The 14,481-nt window shown below is 62.2% G+C and carries 14 protein-coding genes; 9 read left to right on the top strand and 5 right to left on the bottom strand.

Annotation, left to right across the window (positions count from 1 at the left end):
• Window positions 1–107 precede the first annotated feature (107 nt).
• Window positions 108–317 carry a DUF6316 family protein gene (locus NVV93_RS06925; protein ID WP_258253697.1) on the top strand — a complete coding sequence of 70 codons (210 nt, stop codon included), beginning with the start codon at window positions 108–110 and terminating at the stop codon, window positions 315–317.
• A gap of 78 nt (window positions 318–395) precedes the next feature.
• On the opposite strand, the gene NVV93_RS06920 is transcribed toward NVV93_RS06925, so the two are convergent.
• Window positions 396–1,580 carry a thiolase family protein gene (locus NVV93_RS06920; protein ID WP_258253696.1) on the bottom strand — a complete coding sequence of 395 codons (1,185 nt, stop codon included), beginning with the start codon at window positions 1,578–1,580 and terminating at the stop codon, window positions 396–398.
• A gap of 146 nt (window positions 1,581–1,726) precedes the next feature.
• Complete coding sequence (gene pap / locus NVV93_RS06915) at window positions 1,727–3,214, bottom strand: polyphosphate:AMP phosphotransferase (protein WP_258253695.1); 1,488 nt, start codon at window positions 3,212–3,214, stop codon at window positions 1,727–1,729.
• 109 nt (window positions 3,215–3,323) lie between these two features.
• Here pap and mnmC point away from each other — a divergent pair, with 109 nt between their 5' ends.
• From mnmC to NVV93_RS06875, 8 genes are all read left to right on the top strand, one after another.
• Entirely contained in the window at window positions 3,324–5,300 is a 1,977-nt protein-coding gene (gene mnmC / locus NVV93_RS06910) for a bifunctional tRNA (5-methylaminomethyl-2-thiouridine)(34)-methyltransferase MnmD/FAD-dependent 5-carboxymethylaminomethyl-2-thiouridine(34) oxidoreductase MnmC (RefSeq protein ID WP_258253694.1), read from the top strand.
• Window positions 5,301–5,426: 126 nt separating this feature from the next.
• Complete coding sequence (locus NVV93_RS06905) at window positions 5,427–5,831, top strand: DUF5064 family protein (RefSeq protein WP_258253693.1); 405 nt, start codon at window positions 5,427–5,429, stop codon at window positions 5,829–5,831.
• A 302-nt stretch (window positions 5,832–6,133) separates the two neighbouring features.
• On the top strand, window positions 6,134–6,400 hold the full coding sequence (locus tag NVV93_RS06900; RefSeq protein WP_258253692.1) for a metal-sensing transcriptional repressor: 267 nt from the start codon (window positions 6,134–6,136) through the stop codon (window positions 6,398–6,400).
• Between the two features lie 21 nt (window positions 6,401–6,421).
• Window positions 6,422–6,964 (top strand): rhodanese-like domain-containing protein, encoded by a 543-nt coding sequence (locus NVV93_RS06895; protein ID WP_258253691.1) that lies wholly within the window; start codon window positions 6,422–6,424, stop codon window positions 6,962–6,964.
• Window positions 6,964–7,719: a sulfite exporter TauE/SafE family protein gene (locus tag NVV93_RS06890; RefSeq protein WP_258253690.1), complete on the top strand. Its 756-nt coding sequence runs from the start codon at window positions 6,964–6,966 to the stop codon at window positions 7,717–7,719. The genes NVV93_RS06895 and NVV93_RS06890 overlap by 1 nt, the downstream gene beginning before the upstream one ends.
• 1 nt (window position 7,720) lies before the next feature.
• The gene (locus NVV93_RS06885) at window positions 7,721–8,413 is read left to right on the top strand and encodes an MBL fold metallo-hydrolase (RefSeq protein WP_258253689.1); all 693 of its coding nucleotides are present in this window, start codon (window positions 7,721–7,723) and stop codon (window positions 8,411–8,413) included.
• A gap of 406 nt (window positions 8,414–8,819) precedes the next feature.
• The gene (locus NVV93_RS06880; RefSeq protein ID WP_258253688.1) at window positions 8,820–11,573 is read left to right on the top strand and encodes a hybrid sensor histidine kinase/response regulator; all 2,754 of its coding nucleotides are present in this window, start codon (window positions 8,820–8,822) and stop codon (window positions 11,571–11,573) included.
• Window positions 11,574–11,666: 93 nt separating this feature from the next.
• The gene (locus NVV93_RS06875; protein ID WP_258253687.1) at window positions 11,667–11,900 is read left to right on the top strand and encodes a YheU family protein; all 234 of its coding nucleotides are present in this window, start codon (window positions 11,667–11,669) and stop codon (window positions 11,898–11,900) included.
• A 39-nt stretch (window positions 11,901–11,939) separates the two neighbouring features.
• Here the strand turns inward: NVV93_RS06875 and NVV93_RS06870 are convergent, their stop codons facing one another.
• From NVV93_RS06870 to NVV93_RS06860, 3 genes are all read right to left on the bottom strand, one after another.
• Complete coding sequence (locus NVV93_RS06870; protein WP_258253686.1) at window positions 11,940–12,272, bottom strand: YnfA family protein; 333 nt, start codon at window positions 12,270–12,272, stop codon at window positions 11,940–11,942.
• Between the two features lie 53 nt (window positions 12,273–12,325).
• Complete coding sequence (locus tag NVV93_RS06865) at window positions 12,326–12,754, bottom strand: hypothetical protein (RefSeq protein ID WP_258253685.1); 429 nt, start codon at window positions 12,752–12,754, stop codon at window positions 12,326–12,328.
• Window positions 12,755–12,890: 136 nt separating this feature from the next.
• Window positions 12,891–14,363, bottom strand: coding sequence for an inorganic phosphate transporter (locus tag NVV93_RS06860; protein WP_258253684.1), 1,473 nt, complete (start codon window positions 14,361–14,363; stop codon window positions 12,891–12,893).
• Between the last annotated feature and the right edge of the window lie 118 nt (window positions 14,364–14,481).

Here is a 14,481-nt window from a genome sequence, read left to right as displayed (position 1 = left end):
TGCGACATAACGGCCTAAATCAACCACTTGTCGCCGCTACGCGCAAATGACCATCAGCCGATTAGACTGAAACTCGGCGATCTGAAGTTTTTCAAAGGAGATGCGAAATGTACGGACAACGCGCGTCGGACAGCGACGCCCGCACCCATTACCGCAGCGAGCGGGTTAGCTCAGTGAACGGGCAATTTTACTTCTCCACGCGCGAAGGCACCCTGGAAGGCCCGTACTTCACGCGCTTCGATGCCGAACGGGAAGTCCACCAGTACATCAATCGTCAGATTCAGGCCAAAGAGCTGCTGAACAGACGCAGCCACTGATCAGGCAGCCGCCCCAGCCGACTGAGCCAGACGTAAAAAAACCGCGCCGAAGCGCGGTTTTTTATTGCCTATCGCGGCTCAGTTATAAGCCTCGAACAAGCCGGTGGCGCCCATGCCGCCGCCCACGCACATGGTGACGATGCCGTAGCGCAGTTTGCGCCGCTGCAGTTCGCGCACCAGATGGCCGACCTGACGCGAACCGGTCATGCCGAACGGGTGACCGATGGAGATCGAGCCACCGTTGACGTTGTACTTGTCGTTGTCGATACCTAGGCGATCGCGGGCGTACAGGCACTGCGAAGCGAAGGCTTCGTTGAGCTCCCACAGATCGATATCGCTGATCTGCAGACCTTTGGCCTTGAGCAGCTTGGGCACCGAGAACACCGGGCCAATGCCCATTTCGTCCGGCTCGCAGCCGGCCACGGTAAAGCCACGGAAATACGCCTTGGGCTTGAGGCCCAGCTCCAGCGCCTTGTCCAGGCTCATCACCAGCGTCATCGAGGCGCCATCGGACAGCTGCGAAGCGTTGCCCGCGGTCACCGAGCCGTCTTCGGCGAAGACCGGCTTCAAAGATTGCAGGCTTTCCAGAGTGGTGTCCGGGCGATTGCAGTCGTCGCGATCAACCACGCCATCGGCCATTTTCTTTTCGCCGGTGGCCTTGTCTTCGACCAGATATTGCACGGTCATCGGCACGATTTCATCGTCGAACAACCCTTCGGCCTGCGCGCGGGCAGTGCGCTGCTGGCTTTGCAGGGCGTAGAGATCCTGTTGCTCACGGGTCACGTTGTAGCGACGGGCGACGATTTCGGCGGTCTGGCCCATCGGGTAGTAAATCCCCGGGTGTTCCAGTTGCAGACGCGGGTTGACCAGATTGTCGTTGTTGGCGCGACCCATGGTCAGGGAGATCGATTCCACCCCACCGGCGACGATCACATCGCTGCAACCCGAAGCCACCTGGTTGGCGGCGATGGCGATGGCCTGCAGGCCAGACGAGCAATAGCGGTTGAGGGTCATGCCCGCGCCGCCGATGCCCAGGCCAGACAGCACGGCGACGTTACGGCCGATGTTGTGGCCTTGCGCGCCTTCGTTGGAGCCAGCGCCGACGATGCAATCGTCGACCAGGGCCGGGTCGATACCCGTGCGTGCCAGCAGGGCATTCACGCAATGCGCGGCCATATCGTCCGGACGGGTGCGGTTGAATTTGCCGCGGATGGATTTGGCCAGACCAGTCCGAACGCTTTCGACTATTACCACTTCACGCATGGCACACACCTCATTGTTTGTTAGTGAGCAATTTGTTGTTAGTGAACAATCTGAAAACCGGCAGCAGAATAAGTCTCGCCCCATGTCGGCGGCGAGGATCATTCATCGCGCATATATGCGCGCCAATTCCGCTGCACCGATCCGCCTCAACTCCGCTCGAACGCCGCCTCCAGCGCATCGTTGATAGTGCGCAGTACTTTGACCCGGGCGAAATTCTTGTCGTTGGCCTCGACCAGCGTCCAAGGCGCGATAGAGGTACTGGTACGGTCCACCATATCGCCAACCGCATCGGCGTAGGCATCCCACTTGTCGCGATTGCGCCAATCCTCATCGGTGATCTTGTAGCGCTTGAAGGCGATCTGCTCGCGCTCCTTGAAGCGTTCCAGCTGGGTGTCCTGATCGATCGATAGCCAGAACTTCACCACCACAACGCCGTAGTTGTGCAGTTGCTCTTCGAAATCGTTGATCTCGTTGTAGGCACGCATCCAGTCGGCCTCCGAACAGAAACCTTCGACCCGCTCGACCAGCACCCGGCCATACCAGGAGCGATCGAAAATGGTGAAATGGCGCTTGCTCGGCACATGCCGCCAGAAGCGCCACAAATACGGCTGGGCGCGTTCCTCTTCGGTAGGCGCAGCGATCGGCACGATGTTGTACTGGCGCGGATCGAGCGCCTCGGTAACGCGGCGAATCGCCCCGCCCTTGCCGGCGGCATCGTTGCCCTCGAACACGGCCATCAGGGAGTGGCGACGAAAACGCTTGTCGCGGATCAGGCCACTCAAGCGCATCTGCTCCTTGGCTAGCTGCGCCTTGTAGACGTCCTTGGCCAAGCTCTGGCGTAGATCGAGGTTGTCCAGCAAGCCACGGTTATCCAGGCTGGAAACCAGCGGCGCGGCATGCGGATTGGCCTCGTGCAGTTTCTTCGCCTTGAGCGCGGCCTGCAGGCTTTCGAGAATGGTGCGGCCGACGCTGAGGCTGCGATAACGCGGATCGAAGCCTTCGATCACATACCAGGGCGCGTAATCACGGCTGGTACGCCGCAAGATCAGCTCGGCGCTGCTGACGAACTTGTCGTAGACCTTGGCCTGCTTCCAGTCCAGCACGCTGATCTGCCAGCTGCGCTGCGAGTCGCCCTGCAATTCCTTCTGACGCTTTTTCAGCTGCTTTTTCGAGAGATGGAACCAAAACTTGAGAATCAGCGCGCCCTCGTCGCTGAACATTTTCTCGGCGCGCACCACCTCGTCGATGTTCTGCTCCAGCTCGCTGAGTTTCACTTGGCGACGAGTCCGGTCGATCAGCATCTGGCTGTACCAGTTGCCGAAGAAGATGCCGATCTTGCCCTTGGGCGGCATCTTGCGCCAATAGCGCCACTGCGGCGGGCGCGCCAGCTCTTCATCGGTCGGCAGCAGGAAACTCTCGGTCTGGATCTGGCGTGGATCCATCCATTCGCTGAGCAGCTTGACCGTTTCCCCCTTGCCCGCCCCCTCGATGCCATTGATCAGGATGAGTACCGGAAAACGACTCTGCTGCTTCAACTCAAGCTGGGCTTCGAGCAGCGCCTCACGCAGTTCGATGACCTCGGCTTCATAGGTTTGCTTGTCGATGGAATGACCGATTTCCGCTGATTCAAACATGGCTAACTCCCTGGAATGACCCGCTGAGCCTAACGGATATGCCTGTTCCTGGGTAATCAGACGCTTGCCCTGATCGGCTAGAATGCGCCATTCGCCAGCGAGCCAGACCATGCCCGACTCACCTTCCGCCCCCTTCAGCCATGCCTGCCTCGACTGGGACGCGCAAGGTTTGCCGCGCTCGCCGCTGTTCGATGACGTGTACTTTTCCAACCTCGATGGCCTCGAAGAGACCCGCTATGTGTTTCTCGCCAACAACGAGCTGGCGCAACGCTTTGCCGCGCTGCCCGACAGTGGCCGGCTGGTCATTGGGGAAACCGGCTTTGGCACCGGGCTGAATTTTCTCTGTGCCTGGGAGCTGTTCGAGCAAACCGCCGCGCCAGGCGCTCAATTGCATTTCGTCAGCGTCGAGAAGTACCCACTGACCGCCGCCGACATGCACCGCGCGCTGGCGCTGTGGCCACAGCTGGCGGGCTATGCCGGGCAGTTGCTGGCCCAGTACCAGGCGATTCACCCCGGTTTCCAGCGCATCCTGCTGGCCGAGGGGCGCGTGGTGCTCACCCTGCTGATCGGCGATGCCCTGGAATGCTTACCGCAGCTCGATGCCCAGGTGGACGCCTGGTTTCTCGATGGTTTTTCGCCGGCCAAGAACCCGCAAATGTGGAACGCCACGCTGTATGCCGAACTGGCCCGGCTGTCGGCGCCAGACGCGACGCTGGGCACCTTCAGCAGTGCCGGCTTCGTACGGCGCGGTTTGATCGCCGCGGGTTTCAAGATGAAACGCCTGCCCGGCTTGGGCAAAAAATGGGAAGTCATGCAGGGCCGCTTCATCGGCTCGCCGCAGCGCGCGGCTACTCCCTGGTTTGCCCGCCCTACTTTCGTGCCGCCGCTGCGCGAGGCGCTGGTGATCGGCGCGGGGCTGGCCGGTTGTGCCAGCGCGGCCAGCCTGGCCGCACGCGGCTGGCAGGTGACCGTGTTGGAGCGACATGCCGAGCCGGCGCAGGAGGCCTCGGGAAATCCGCAAGGCGTGCTGTATCTCAAGCTCTCGGCGCATGGCACCGCGCTGTCGCGGTTGATCGTGGCCGGTTTTGGGCATACCCGCCGGCGCCTCGAACGCTTGAACAAAGGCCAGGACTGGGATGCTTGCGGCGTCCTGCAACTGGCCTTCGACGCCAAGGAGGCCGCGCGCCAGGCACGTCTGGCTGAAGCCTTCCCGGCCGATCTGCTGGTAGCGCTGGATCGCCAGGAAGCCGAGGCCCAGGCGGGCGTCGGCCTGCCCGGCGGCGGGTTGTTCTATCCCGAAGGCGGCTGGGTGCATCCGCCTGCGCTGTGTCGCGCCCAGCTGGCGCATCCGGCGATCCGTTTGCTGGCGCACAGCGAAGCGTTGCATCTGACGCGAGTCGACGGGCAGTGGCAGGCCTGGGCCGGCGATCGTCTGCTCGCCAGCGCGCCGGTGGTGATCTTGGCCGGCGCCGCCGAGGTACGCCGTTTTGCGCAGAGCGCCGAGTTGCCGCTCAAACGCATCCGCGGACAAATCACCCGCCTGCCGCAGACCGCAGCGAGCGCCGCCTTGCGCACCGTGGTCTGCGCCGAAGGCTATGTCGCCCCCGCCCGCGACGGCGAGCACACGCTGGGCGCCAGTTTTGACTTCAGCAGCGACGACCTGACCCCCACCAGCGCCGAACACCAGAGCAACCTGAGTCTGCTCACGGAGATTTCCACCGACCTGGCCGCGCGCCTGCATGTCGACACGCTGAGCGCCGAGCAACTGCAAGGCCGCGCCGCGTTCCGCTGCACCAGCCCAGACTATCTGCCCATCGTCGGCCCACTCGCCGACGCCGCGGAGTTTGCCAGCCGTTATGCGGTACTGGGCAAAGACGCCCGGCAGATTCCGCAAACACCCTGCCCCTGGCTGGACGGGCTGTACGTCAACAGCGGTCACGGCTCGCGCGGGCTGATCACCGCGCCATTGAGTGGCGAACTGCTGGCGGCTTGGCTCAACGACGAGCCCTTACCATTGCCCCGTGACATCGCCGAGGCCTGCCACCCCAACCGTTTCCTGTTGCGCCGGGTGATTCGCGGTCAGTGAGCCAACCGGCGCAGAGCCGTTTGTTGACCTCGATCAAGTCGGTGTTGCGTATTGGGAGTTTGAATAGCGGTAAACCCACTACAAGTCGCCGGCACCCGGCCGGCGCACAGAGTCGAGGGGGCACCAATGTTTCAGCCAGGCCATCTGTATCTGCAGCCGCAAAGTCCATATGGGCAACGCTTCGAGATCCATCTGGATTACGACCTCGAACGTGATCCCCAGGGTGCTCAGCAGGTGCATTTCGACCTGCATGGCGAGATCGATGGGCAGCCATTCACCGAGTCGTTCGAGCTGCCCCGCGAGCTGGCGGTCAACTTCGCCAGCGTGGCCAGCCGCCTGGCCGGCAAGCATGGTTTACGGGTGCCGAGCGGCCCGGTGATGTTCTTTCGCGACGACTACGACGCGATGTTCGATGACCTGCGCCAGCGCCTAGATATCAAGCCCGGCGAGCCGGTCGATCTGCAGAAATTCGCCGACCTGAGCCCGGCGCAACTGCGTTGCCCGGTGGCCGAAGCGATCCTCAAGCACTAACCAGCGCCGTCAGCGAAAAAGGGACACGCGAGAAGGGGACAAACTTTCAGATCAGGCCGGTAATGTAAAACCGCCGTCTTAATTGACGATTGCGGCCAGGCTGAACGACTTGGTGTGGGAAGTTGGGCAATGGAACTCTTCCAATCCTAGGCATAGCGGCTCCCTCCTTCGACTCTAAAACCTGAGCACTCCTGTTCAGCGCATTCAAATAAATCTGTCCCCTTTCCACTTGTCCCCTTTTCCACTTCGCCAGCATACTCCCCCCTGTATACATACCCCCACGGGTATACGGGAGAAACAGCATGACCAGCCCCAACCCCAACCAACAGGGCGCCATGCTCAAACGCCTGGCCCGCGTCGAGGGCCAGATCCGTGGCATCCAGGCGATGATCCGCCGCGGCGACGAGTGCGAAGCCATCGCCCAGCAGTTCTCGGCGGCGCGCAAGGCTTTGGACAGGGCCTATCAGGAGATGCTCGCCTGCCTGCTGGAAGAGACCATGCTCGATCCCGACCGCAACGACGCCGAGACCCTGACGCGAGTCCGCGCGATCTTCACCAAATACACCTGATACTCCCCGGGAGTACCCGAAATGACCGACACCGTATGCCTGATCGATGCCCAACGCTTCGCCGCCATCCGCCAGCAGGGCCGGGTGCGCTTCCTGATCGACGTGCGCAGCCCCGCGGAGTTTCGCGCCCAGCATGTGACCGATGCGCGCAACGTACCGCTCGACCAGCTCAACCCGGCGCAACTGGCCGCCCAGCTCAAGGGCGAGGGCCTGCAACGCGGCGACGAACTCTACCTGCTGTGTCAGAAAGGCCAGCGCGCGCGCCAGGCCGCCGAGCGCCTGCAACACGTGCTACCCGGCGTGCAGGTGATCGACGGCGGCACCGATGCCTGCCTGGCCTGCGGCCTGCCAGGCAATAGCGCGGGCAGCGGCGTGATCAGCCTGCAGCGCCAGGTGCAGATCGGCGCCGGCAGCCTGGTGCTGCTCGGGGTGATCCTCGGTACCTGGCTGCACCCGGGCTGGTACGGCCTGGCCGCTTTCGTCGGCGCCGGGCTGACCTTCGCCGGCCTCAGCAACACCTGCGGTATGGCCCTGCTGCTGGCGCGCATGCCCTGGAATCACTGATGTCCACGTTACTGCTCGGAGCCCTGGGCATCGGCGCGGTGCTCGGCCTGCTGCTCGGCCTGACCGGCGCCGGCGGTTCGCTGGTCGCCCTGCCGCTGCTGCTCAGCCTGCACCTGCCACTGCGCGACGCCATCGGCGTCAGCCTCGGCGCGGTGGCCCTCACCGCCCTGATCGGCGTGGTGCCGCGCGCGCGCCAGGGTCAGGTGGCCTGGCGGCCGGTGCTGCTGCTCAGCCTCAGCGGCCTGCCGGGCAACGCCCTGGGGCAGTGGCTGGGCCATTTCGCCCCCGAAGCGCTGCTGCTGATCGGTTTCTGCCTGCTGGTGCTCTGGTCGGCCTGGCGCATGTGGCGCAGCGCCGCCCTGCCGCGTTCCAGCCAAGGACCGCTGCGCAGCCTGCCGCTGGTCGCCATCGGTCTGGGCGTCGGCCTGTTGTCCGGATTGATGGGCGTCGGCGGCGGCTTTCTGGTCGTTCCCGCACTACTCTGGTTCACCCCGTTGTCGATGCTGGCGGCCGCCGCCACCTCAATGGCAGTGATCGCCGTGGTTTCCGGTGGCGGCTTTCTGCTCTACCTGAGCAGCGCGCAGCCTTCACCGCTGCTGCTCGGCGGTCTGGCCGGCGGCGGTGCGCTCGGCGTAATGCTCGGCAACCAACTCGCCCTGCGCCTCGGCGGGCAACTGCTGCAGCGCCTGTTCGCCGTGCTGCTGGTGGCCACCAGCCTGTCGCTGGCCGGACAAAAGCTCCTGGGAGGTGCCTGACATGCTGTTTCGCCAACTGTTCGATGCCACTAGTTCGACCTACAGCTACCTGCTCGCCGATCAGGGCGAAGCGCTGCTGATCGACCCGGTCAAGGACAAGCTCGACGACTACCTGCGCCTGCTCGACGAACTGCAACTGCGCCTGGTACTCGCGCTCGACACGCACACCCACGCCGACCACATCACCGCACTTGGCGAGCTGCGCAGCGCCACCGGCTGTCGCAGCGGCTTCGGCGCGCAGAGCGGTAGCACCTGCGCCAGCTTCACCTTCGCCGATGGCGAACGCCTGGCGTTTGGCCGGCGCGAGCTGCTCGCCTGGTACACGCCGGGGCACACCGACGACTCCTACTGCTTCCTCCTGCCTGCCGCTGCGCAGCAACCGGCCCGGCTGTTCAGCGGTGATACCCTGCTGATCCGCGGCACCGGCCGCACCGACTTTCAGAACGGCGACGCCCGCCAGCAATGGGCCAGCCTGCAACGCCTGCTGAGCCTGCCGGGCAACACCGAGCTGTGGCCCGGCCACGACTACAAGGGCTGGGCCTGCTCGACCCTCGCCGAGGAAGCCGCCCACAACCCGCGCCTGCAGGTCGCCGATGGCGAGGCCTATGCGGCGCTGATGGCCGGGCTCAAACTGCCCAACCCACGACTGATGGACATTGCGGTACCCGCCAACCGCGCCTGCGGGCAGCCCTGAAGCTGCCCAAATCCGATCTCGATTACCTGCGCAAAACGCGTAGGTTGGGCTGAGCCCGCGAAGCCTAACGGCGGCCTCCGTAGCGACGCAAAGCAACGCTGAAGACCGCTCGCTGGGCTTCATCGCTGTGCTCCTCAACCCAACCTACGCAGCAACGCTCACACCCAAGTTGCCCGAAGGTTCGCTGGAGCGCTTCAGCCATCACACAAACACCCAGCGTGGTCGGACGGCGCGACAAGGACCCTTGATGGCAACAGCGCATAGGAGCAAAGTGCCGTAAATTCCCGGGCAGACGCTCAGGCTCTCGGTACACCCACGCTTTTCCCCGCTCCGGTTGTACGGGCGAAGGATGCAAAGCGCCACCGGATGGCTCTGACGCGCATGCCCGCCTGCATGAGGTGGGCAAATGCCCCGTCTGTTTCTGGCCGTGCTGCTGTTTTGCTGCTCGATTAGCGCCTGGGCCACCCCGCCCGCGCTACTAGAGCGCGATGAGCTGCGTCTGTCGCTGGCGCCGCATCTCAGTTATCTCGAAGATCCGCACGGAACACTCTCCCTCGAAGAGGTGCGGGCCCTGCCCGACTCCGCCTTCACGCCCGTGCAGGGCATCCATGCCAATTTGGGCAAGAACGCTTCAACCTGGTGGTTCAAGGCGCGCCTCGACAATCGCCGCAGCCATACCCTGCGTGGCTTCTTAGAAATCAATTACGCGCTGCTCGATGACTTGCAGCTCTCGCTGATCACCCCGGACGGTCAAGTTCATGCACAACGCAGCGGCGACCATTTAGCCTTCACACAGCGCCCGGTGGGAGTTGTTGATCTGTGGTTTCCGGTCGATTTGCCGGGCGGTGAAAACATCCTGCTGTTACGCGTACAGAGCAGCAGCACGTTGTTCGTACCGATGTATTTCGGCACCTATGCGGCCAGCACGGCCGCCCAGGAAACCCTGACAGGCATCAACGGCGCTTTCTACGGCGTATTGTTCGCCATGTTTTTCTACAACCTGTTCCTGTTCATTTCGCTGCGCGAAGCGAGCTATTTCTGGTACTTGGTGTACATCCTCAACGTCGGCCTGATGGCCGCTAGTTTCGACGGGATGCTGTTCAAGTTGCTACCGGAGCAGGTGGGCTTCCAGTCGATCAGCATCTATCTGTTCATGTATCTGCACTGCCTGGCGGCGTTGCAGTTCAGCCGCCACTTTCTGCACACCCGGCGATTTCTCCCGCAGCTCGATTTGAGCATGCGCGTGGCGATGCTATTGGTGCTTACCTGTTTGCTGGCCACGCCGCTGCTGTCCATGCATGCCTGGAGCATTCTCACTAGTCTGGCCACGCTCGCAGTGTCCTTTTACCTGCTGCTGTGTGGCGCCTACGTGTGGCGCAAGGGCCTGCGCTATGGCTTCTATTACATGCTGGCGTGGGGCATTTTGCTGTTTGCCTTTATCCAAATCACCACCGACTCGCTGGGCATGGCGCTGTTCGGCATCTTCGGCGCCGCCGTGGTGAAGATCGGCGTGACGATCGAACTGATCACCTTATCCATCGGTCTTGCCGATCGCATCAACTTGCTCAAGGAAGAGGGTTTCGTCTCGCGCCAGGCCGCCGAGCAAGCGGAAATCGAGAATCAGGCGAAAAGCCGTTTCCTGGCCAAGATGAGCCACGAAATCCGCACGCCCCTGAATGGCGTGTTGGGCATGTTGCAACTGCTCAAGGAAACCACCCTGGACCGCAGCCAGCGTTTTTACGTCGATACCATCGTCAGTTCCGGCAGCTCGTTGATGGCGGTGATCAACGACATCCTCGATTACGCGCGGATCGAATCCGGCAAGCTCAGCTTGGAGAAAATCGAGTTCGATCTGGAAGAATTGCTCTCCGCCACCCTCAGCCTGTTCACCGCTCAGGCGCTGGAAAAGAATCTGCGCCTGTATTTGAGTATCGAAGGCGGCGTACCGCGGTTCGTGCAGGGCGACCCGACGCGGCTCAAGCAGGTGCTGATGAACCTGCTCGGTAACGCCCTGAAGTTCACCGAAGAAGGGCATGTGGCCATCAATGTGTGCCGCCGTTATGGCTCCAACGAGGCGGAACGACTGGTGTTCGCGGTCAGCGACAGCGGTATCGGCATTTCTGCCTCGGTGCAGACCCAGCTGTTCAAATCCTTCGCCCAGGGCGACTCCAGCACCACCCGCCGTTATGGCGGCAGCGGTCTGGGCCTGGTAATCAGCAAGGAGTTGGTGGAGATGATGGGCGGCAGTATTGAAGTGCAGAGCAACACTGGCCAGGGCACGCGCTTCAGTTTCGACCTGCCGCTCGAATATGAGGCGACGCATAGCGATCCGCTGACTGCTTTGCTGCAGGGCCACACCGCCTTGCTGTGCTCGCTCGATGGCCTGGGTCTGGACGCCCTGAGTCGGGTACTAGGCCGCTGGGGCATGCGCACCGAGCGCTGTCAGAACCCGGAACGCTTGCTGGATTATTTCGATGATTTCGCCGTGCCGCCGCTGCTCGTGCTGATGTCACCCTGGCCCGGCAGCGTGACGTTATGGCTCGACTCGTTGCGCCCGCGCCTGCAAAACGGCCAACGCATACTGGTGCTATGCCCGCCGCAGTACTGTCAGTCGTTGACCGGTATCAACGGGCTGCGTCTGCTCAATTTAGCGCTGCCACTGACCCTGGTGCCGTTGCGCGACACCTTGCATGAACTCTATATGGAACGCCGCATGGAACCACGCCCGGCGCATCGCGAACGCAAACTCGATCCCGATCATATTCCCTGCATCCTGATCGCCGAGGACAATCCGATTAACCAATTGGTGGTGCAGGGTTTCGTCAAAAAACGCGGCTACAACGTACGCCTGGTTAACGATGGCCGCGCGGCTGTCGAGGAATACCAACGCGCTCCGGAGAGTTTTCAGCTGATCCTGATGGACTGCGAAATGCCGGTAATGGACGGCTTTGAAGCGACCCGGCAGATCCGCTTGGTGGAGCGCGAGCAGCACCTCGCCGCGGTGCCGATAGTGGCGTTGACTGCGCATATTCTTGATGAGCATCGGCAGCGCGGGATTGACGCCGGCATGGATGATTTCCTCGGCAAGCCACTGGATGGCGCCCTGCTCTACGCCACGCTGGATCGCTATCTGCTCGACCAGTCGCTGGCGAACGGCTGAACCTTCTGTCCGCGACCGGCTGGTCAGTCGCACAACAGGCTTCCAAGCCAAGAGCTGCCTGTTAGTATCGCCGCCCCGTTCCGGAGAAGCACCATGTTGATTCCCTACGACCTGTTGCAAGCCGAAACGCTGACCGGGCTGATCGAAGATTTCGTGACCCGCGATGGCACCGACAATGGCGACGAGACCGAACTGACCGTCCGCGTCCAGCGCGTGCGCCGCGCCCTGGAGAAAGGCGAGGCAGTGATCGTCTTCGATGCCGACAGCCAGCAATGCCAGCTCGCCCTGAAGCGCGACGTGCCGCGCGAGTGGCTGGAGCAGGAATAGCGCAGGGGCCAGCAGCGCGTCAGACTTCGTGGCCTGCTGCTACGACGAGGAAAAGCGCGGACCGAACAACACGATGCTCGCCCCCAGCACACATAGCGCGGCGCCCAACCAGTCGCTCGCCAATGGCCGGGTCCGCTCGATCAGCGCCAACCATCCCAGCGATGCAACGATGTACACCCCGCCATAGGCCGCATAGGCGCGGCCTGCATACGCCGCTTCGACACGCGTCAGCAGCAGTGCGAACAGGGTCAGGCTGAGTAGCCCTGGCGCCAGCCACCAGGCACTTTTACCGAGCCGCAGCCATAACCAGAAGCTGTAACAGCCGGCGATCTCGAACAGCGCGGCGAGCAAGAACCACAGGTAATTGAGCATGCGAGGATTCCGGATTCGGATTGAATACTGATCAGCCGGCCAAGGCGTTCGGTTCAGCCGCGCAGGCTGCCCTCACGCTCCCACGCACAGCGCACGCGCAGGCTGTCCTCTCGCGGGCTGTGGAAGCCTTTCTCGGACTCCCAGCGAAAGGTGTGAGTACCGTTCAACTCGGTCTCCAGGTGCACCACTGCGCTGGCCCAGTACAACCGTTTGAGAAGCGCTTCGAACTGCTCGACCCAGAGCTTCCATTCATATTCCACGGCCCGATAACTGGCGCCGAAGTGGATCACCTGGGTCTGGTACAAGCCCTCGCCCGGTTGCTGGCAGCAGGAGAACATATCGCGTCCGAGGAACGGCCAATCACTACCGGCAGGCAACGCGGCCAATTCGCGCTGATTGGTGGCGCGACGCTCAGCACGCTGCTCCGGATCGGCAGACGGCCAATCGCGGATGCAACCATAGACGATGGATTCGGATTCCACGCAGACACTCCAGAAGCTGAAGGCAGCCTTCTAACACAGGACCCGTGACCTTGGGAAACGCTGCACCTGCAAAGTTTGTGCAGGTTGGCGCAGGTAGAAAAAAGGCGCCCTGCGGCGCCTTTTCGGTAGTCGAACCTTAGCCGACGAAACGCGTGGCCAGCCAGAACAGGCCGGCGGCCAGACACATCGATGTCGGCAGGGTCAGCACCCAGGCCAGCAGAATGGTGCGCACCGTGCCGCCTTGCAGGCCGCTTTTGTTCGCCACCATGGTCCCGGCGACACCCGAGGACAGTACGTGGGTGGTCGAAACTGGCAGACTGAACACGTTGGCCATGCCGATCGCACAGGCGGCAGTGATCTGCGCCGCCATGCCCTGCGCGTAGGTCATGCCCTGCTTGCCGATCTTCTCGCCAACAGTCAGGACCACGCGCTTCCAGCCGACCATGGTGCCGATACCTAGCGCCAGCGCGACGGCGAAGATGACCCAGAACGGCGCGTACTCGGTGGTTGCGGTCAGGTCCTTACGCAGCTTGTCGAGGTCCGCTTTTTCCCGCGCGGGCAAGCCCTCAAGCTTGCCAACCTTCTTCGCGGTGTCATCCAGGCAGAGCAGATAACGCCGAACTTCGATGCGTTTTTCCGCAGGCAAGGCGCTGTAATCGGTAACGTTCTTCAGCGTGGCAAGTAACGCGTTGATGGTCGGTTCGGTCTGCTTCGGCTCACAGCGGAACAGTTCTGGCAGGTCAGAACCATTGAACTTGCCGAGCGCCAGGTATTCGCCGAGGGTCGCGTTGTTGCGCTGATAGAACTGACTCAGGTGCAGCGTGGCATCCCGGGTGCGCTCGATCTGGTAGGTCGTGCTGTTCAAGTCGAGAACGAACAGGCTCGGCACGATGCCGATCAGCACCAACATGATCAGGCCAATACCCTTCTGGCCATCGTTGGAACCATGCACAAAGCTCACCGCCATCGCCGACAACACCAGCACCAGCCGATTCCAGAACGGTGGGTGTTTTTTGCCTTTGATCTCTTTGCGGTTCTCCGGGGTGTTATGCATCTTTGACAGCGGCAACCAGCGCTTCAAGCCGAGCAGCAGCAGCGCGGCAACAGCAAAACCGGCCATCGGCGACAGCACCAGAGAGATGCCGATATCGATCGCTTTCTGCCAATTGACCCCATCGCTCAGGGAAATATTGGTCAGCAGCGCATTGGCCAGACCCACGCCAAGAATCGAGCCGATCAAAGTATGCGAGCTGGAAGCAGGAATGCCGAAATACCAGGTACCGAGGTTCCAGGCGATCGCCGCGGCCAACAACGAAAACACCATGGCCAGACCATGGCCGGTATTGACGTTGATCAACAGCTCCACCGGCAGCAGGTGGACGATGGCATATGCCACCCCGACCCCGCCGAGCAAAACCCCAAGGAAGTTGAAGATGCCCGACAGGATGACGGCCAGATGCGCCGGCATTGCCTTGGTATAGATAACCGTGGCGACGGCGTTGGCAGTGTCGTGGAAGCCATTGATGAATTCGAAGAACAGCACGAACGCCAAGGCGAGCACCAAACTCACAAGCACCCAGGCATCAAGCCCGCTGAGAAGATCGAACATGAGGTTGTTTAGACCGGTCAAAAGGGGGCGGGATTATGCCAGATAACGGCTACGAACGAAGCGACAAACAGTTGCCCGATAAAACTAGCAGAGGAAATGCTTTGTGCGCGCGGAGCAC

The sequence above is a fragment of the Pseudomonas sp. LS44 genome, assembly GCF_024730785.1.
In the GTDB taxonomy this organism is placed as follows: domain Bacteria; phylum Pseudomonadota; class Gammaproteobacteria; order Pseudomonadales; family Pseudomonadaceae; genus Aquipseudomonas.
The sequence above is the reverse complement of the archived record's forward strand: the minus strand, read 5'-3'. Positions and strand labels throughout refer to the sequence as shown.

Coding starts and splice junctions, on each gene's coding strand:
- NVV93_RS06895 (WP_258253691.1), top strand. CDS start 6,422: ATGACCGACACCGTATGCCTGATCGATGCCCAACGCTTCGCCGCCATC.
- NVV93_RS06875 (WP_258253687.1), top strand. CDS start 11,667: ATGTTGATTCCCTACGACCTGTTGCAAGCCGAAACGCTGACCGGGCTG.
- NVV93_RS06870 (WP_258253686.1), bottom strand. CDS start 12,272: ATGCTCAATTACCTGTGGTTCTTGCTCGCCGCGCTGTTCGAGATCGCC.
- mnmC (WP_258253694.1), top strand. CDS start 3,324: ATGCCCGACTCACCTTCCGCCCCCTTCAGCCATGCCTGCCTCGACTGG.
- NVV93_RS06920 (WP_258253696.1), bottom strand. CDS start 1,580: ATGCGTGAAGTGGTAATAGTCGAAAGCGTTCGGACTGGTCTGGCCAAA.
- NVV93_RS06890 (WP_258253690.1), top strand. CDS start 6,964: ATGTCCACGTTACTGCTCGGAGCCCTGGGCATCGGCGCGGTGCTCGGC.
- NVV93_RS06900 (WP_258253692.1), top strand. CDS start 6,134: ATGACCAGCCCCAACCCCAACCAACAGGGCGCCATGCTCAAACGCCTG.
- pap (WP_258253695.1), bottom strand. CDS start 3,214: ATGTTTGAATCAGCGGAAATCGGTCATTCCATCGACAAGCAAACCTAT.
- NVV93_RS06860 (WP_258253684.1), bottom strand. CDS start 14,363: ATGTTCGATCTTCTCAGCGGGCTTGATGCCTGGGTGCTTGTGAGTTTG.
- NVV93_RS06880 (WP_258253688.1), top strand. CDS start 8,820: ATGCCCCGTCTGTTTCTGGCCGTGCTGCTGTTTTGCTGCTCGATTAGC.
- NVV93_RS06925 (WP_258253697.1), top strand. CDS start 108: ATGTACGGACAACGCGCGTCGGACAGCGACGCCCGCACCCATTACCGC.
- NVV93_RS06905 (WP_258253693.1), top strand. CDS start 5,427: ATGTTTCAGCCAGGCCATCTGTATCTGCAGCCGCAAAGTCCATATGGG.
- NVV93_RS06885 (WP_258253689.1), top strand. CDS start 7,721: ATGCTGTTTCGCCAACTGTTCGATGCCACTAGTTCGACCTACAGCTAC.